General features: G+C 56.4%; 3 protein-coding genes and 1 pseudogene. All 4 read right to left on the bottom strand.

Features of this window, described 5'->3' with window-relative positions:
• Positions 1–253 precede the first annotated feature (253 nt).
• Complete coding sequence (gene msrQ / locus ACIP8I_RS26970; RefSeq protein ID WP_400764903.1) at positions 254–865, bottom strand: protein-methionine-sulfoxide reductase heme-binding subunit MsrQ; 612 nt, start codon at positions 863–865, stop codon at positions 254–256.
• Entirely contained in the window at positions 865–1878 is a 1014-nt protein-coding gene (gene msrP, locus ACIP8I_RS26965; protein WP_400764902.1) for a protein-methionine-sulfoxide reductase catalytic subunit MsrP, read from the bottom strand. The genes msrQ and msrP overlap by 1 nt, the downstream gene beginning before the upstream one ends.
• A 63-nt stretch (positions 1879–1941) precedes the next feature.
• Entirely contained in the window at positions 1942–2799 is an 858-nt protein-coding gene (pssA, locus tag ACIP8I_RS26960; protein WP_007963928.1) for a CDP-diacylglycerol--serine O-phosphatidyltransferase, read from the bottom strand.
• A 148-nt stretch (positions 2800–2947) separates the two neighbouring features.
• Positions 2948–3670: pseudogene (gene ilvC, locus ACIP8I_RS26955) on the bottom strand (ketol-acid reductoisomerase); the annotation flags it as partial.
• Between the last annotated feature and the right edge of the window lie 8 nt (positions 3671–3678).

Raw genomic sequence — 3678 nt, 5'->3', positions numbered from 1 at the left:
GAGGCGAATTCTACAGCGTTACACGCTGCTGTCAACACCTCTTTTTCTCCGCTTTCGACCGAGAAGATCGAACCGTCAAAAGAGCCAAACATCACCGCCCTTTCAACTCCTTCCAGGCTTCGATGAACTGAAGCAAGCCGCTGTCGAAACCCGTATAACTCATTGAATCTCAAGGAGTTTTCCGTTTCGACTGCGCCGGAATTGGGGCGAATTATAGACTTCCTGAATCTGCCGTCAACCGTTAATTTCAGTTTTATTGCAAAACCTGCTTTTTAGTCCGCAAACGCGGGATGCGACGCGCGACGGCAGGCACACGCAGCAGCAACAGCACTGCACCTATAAAGGCGTAGATCGCCCACTCCTTGAGATCAGCACGCACGATCCACAGCATATGCAGCAATCCCAACCCCAGAATCACGTACACCAACCGATGCAGTTTCTTCCAGCGCACACCCAAACGGCGCTGACTGTAGCGATTGGACGTTACTGCCAACGCCAACAGACCGAGAAAGCCCAGCGTACCGACAATAATGTATGGCCGCTTACGCAACTCCACGCCCAACTGCGACCAGTCGAAACCAAGGATGAACGCCATATAGCTGAACAGGTGCAGAACCACATAAGCAAAACACCAGAGTCCCAACTGACGGCGCACAGCAATCCACCCCGCCCACCCCGTCAATTTCTGCAACGGCGTCATGCTCAATGTGATCAACAGCAATACCAGCGTCCCCAGCCCCAACCGATCAACCAACACCTTGCCTGGATCAGGGCCGAGCAAATCGGCAAACGCCTGATAAAACCAAAGCAATGGCCAAATCGCCGCAGCGATAAAAACGCCTACACGCCAGAACGGATATCGCATCAATAGTTCTTCCGCAGATCGAGCCCTGTATATAAGGAAGCAACTTCATCCGCGTAGCCGTTGAACATCTGCGTATCACGCACATTCGGCTTGAACAGGCTATTCGGCAGACGCCGTTCCCGTGCCTGAGTCCAGCGCGGGTGATCGACCGTCGGATTCACGTTGGCATAAAACCCGTATTCATCTGCCGCAATGCTCTGCCAAGTGGTCTTGGGCTGCTCGCTGACCAGACTGATCCGCACAATGGACTTCACACTTTTGAAGCCGTACTTCCACGGCACCACCAGACGCAACGGCGCACCGTTCTGATTCGGCAACTCACGGCCATACATGCCAACCGCCAGAATCGCCAAGGGATTCATCGCCTCATCCAGACGCAAGCCTTCTACATACGGCCAATCGATCAGGGCGAACCCCGAACGCTGGCCTGGCATGGTCTTGGGATCCTGCAGCGTTTCGAAGCGAATGTATTTCGCCTTAGAAGTCGGTTCGACCTGCTTGAGTAGCGCAGAAATCGGAAAACCGATCCACGGGATGACCATCGACCACGCCTCAACACAGCGAAGGCGATAGATACGCTCCTCCAATTGGTACGGTTTCATGAAGTCTTCCAGCGCGTAACGCCCGGGCTTGCCCACTTCCCCATCGACGACAACGCTCCACGGCTCGGTTTTCAGCGAACCGGCATTGGCCGCCGGGTCGCCCTTGTCGGTGCCGAACTCATAGAAGTTGTTGTAATGGGTCGCGTCTTTATAAGGCGTGATCGCCTCGTCCTTGACGTTGACTGCGCCCCACTGGGTAGAAGGAAGCTTTTCGGCAAACCATGCAGGCGCCTTGCCCGGCTCGACATCGGCATAACGCGCCGCGTCTTCGGCACTGGCCCAACGCGGCAGGCTGCTCACGGCGATACCGGCCGCGGTAGCTCCGAGCAATTGCCGACGTGAGAGATAAATGGATTCAGGCGTGACATCCGACTCATGGCAGTCGGACGCTTTAGGGAATTTGATCAGCATGGCAACTCCGCAGCTTTGGAGGACAGATGCACCCATAGACTGCGGAGTATGCGGGAAATTACATCACTCGACGTTTTTGCGCCGACGAAGATGCAACAGGTATTGCACAGGGCCGGAAGCCGCATAAGCGAGGAACACCAGCAGCAGAATGCGTGGTGGATCACTGAACACTACGGCGAACACCAGAACCACGGCGAGGATCGCCACGAACGGTACGCGCCCCTTCAGATCCAGCTCCTTGAAGCTGTTGTACTTGATGTTGCTGACCATCAGCATGCCGGCAGCCGCCACCATCAGCGCGACCAGGAACGACATCTTCGAACCCTGAATGCCGTAATCGCTGAAGGCCCAGACGATACCCGCGACCACGCCGGCAGCTGCCGGGCTGGCCAGACCGATGAAGTAGCGCTTGTCAGCCGTACCGACCTGAGTATTGAAACGCGCCAGACGCAATGCCGCGCCGGCTACATAGATGAAGGCAACCATCCAGCCGACCTTGCCCATGTCGCCCAATGCCCAGCCAAAGGCCAGCAGCGCCGGTGCGACACCGAAAGCGACCATATCGGATAGCGAGTCATACTCGGCGCCAAAGGCACTTTGCGTATTGGTCATGCGCGCGACACGGCCATCGAGACCGTCGAGCACCATGGCTACGAAGATCGCGATCGCGGCGAAGGCGAAATACTTGCTCGCATTCGCAGAGTCACCAGCGCTCAACGCAGCCTGGGCACTCATCGAGTTGATGATGGAATAAAACCCTGCAAACAGGTTCGCAGTGGTGAACAGATTCGGCAGCAGATAGATACCACGATGCCGGACTTTACGACCTTCTGCGTCGTGCCCTTCCTCGACATGTTCATCGATGGGCAGCAGGCTTTCGGCGTCAGAAGCCTGGTTCGGCTCTTCGGGACGTTCGCTCATGGACATTACCTTGCAACGGTTTGGAAAAAATTCGACAGGTGCCTGTGACGACGGTTCGGCCACAAACGATGCAGCTTTATACCAGAACCATCGGTTTCAAACGAAAAAACGCGGCCGAGGCCGCGTTTTTTCGTACAAGGATGACGACTTAGTTTTTGGCTTTGTCGACGATCTTGTTGGCACCGATCCACGGCATCATGGAGCGCAGTTGCTCGCCGATGATTTCGATACCGTGAGCGGCGTTGTTACGACGCTTGGCGGTCATCGAAGGGTAGCCGGTTGCGCCTTCGCTGATGAACATTTTGGCGTATTCGCCGTCCTGAATACGTTTCAGGGCATTGCGCATGGCCTGACGGGATTCAGCGTTGATCACTTCCGGACCGGTCACGTACTCGCCGTATTCAGCGTTGTTGGAGATCGAGTAGTTCATGTTGGCGATACCGCCTTCGTACATGAGGTCAACGATCAGTTTCAGTTCGTGCAGGCACTCGAAGTAGGCCATTTCCGGCGCGTAGCCAGCTTCAACCAGGGTTTCGAAACCGGCTTTGACCAGTTCAACGGTACCGCCGCACAGTACGGCTTGCTCGCCGAACAGGTCGGTTTCGGTCTCGTCCTTGAAGGTGGTTTCGATGATGCCGGTACGACCGCCACCCACGCCAGCTGCGTAGGACAGTGCAACGTTTTTGGCGTTGCCCGAGGCGTCCTGGTAGATCGCGATCAGGTCAGGAATACCGCCGCCCTTCACGAACTCGGAACGCACGGTGTGGCCCGGAGCTTTCGGCGCGATCATGATCACGTCGAGGTCGGCACGCGGAACAACCTGGTGGTAGGGGATCGCGAAGCCGGGGGAGAAGGCCAGGGTGGCGCCTTGCTAGATGT

Origin of the sequence: Pseudomonas sp. NPDC088414 (assembly GCF_044753325.1) — a bacterium.
Classification (GTDB): domain Bacteria; phylum Pseudomonadota; class Gammaproteobacteria; order Pseudomonadales; family Pseudomonadaceae; genus Aquipseudomonas.
Note: the sequence above shows the minus strand (reverse complement) of the source record. Positions and strands in the feature narration are given on the sequence as shown.

Excerpts from the sequence above, each read along its gene's own strand:
- msrQ (WP_400764903.1), bottom strand. The coding sequence starts at position 865 with ATGCGATATCCGTTCTGGCGTGTAGGCGTTTTTATCGCTGCGGCGATT.
- msrP (WP_400764902.1), bottom strand. The coding sequence starts at position 1,878 with ATGCTGATCAAATTCCCTAAAGCGTCCGACTGCCATGAGTCGGATGTC.
- pssA (WP_007963928.1), bottom strand. The coding sequence starts at position 2,799 with ATGAGCGAACGTCCCGAAGAGCCGAACCAGGCTTCTGACGCCGAAAGC.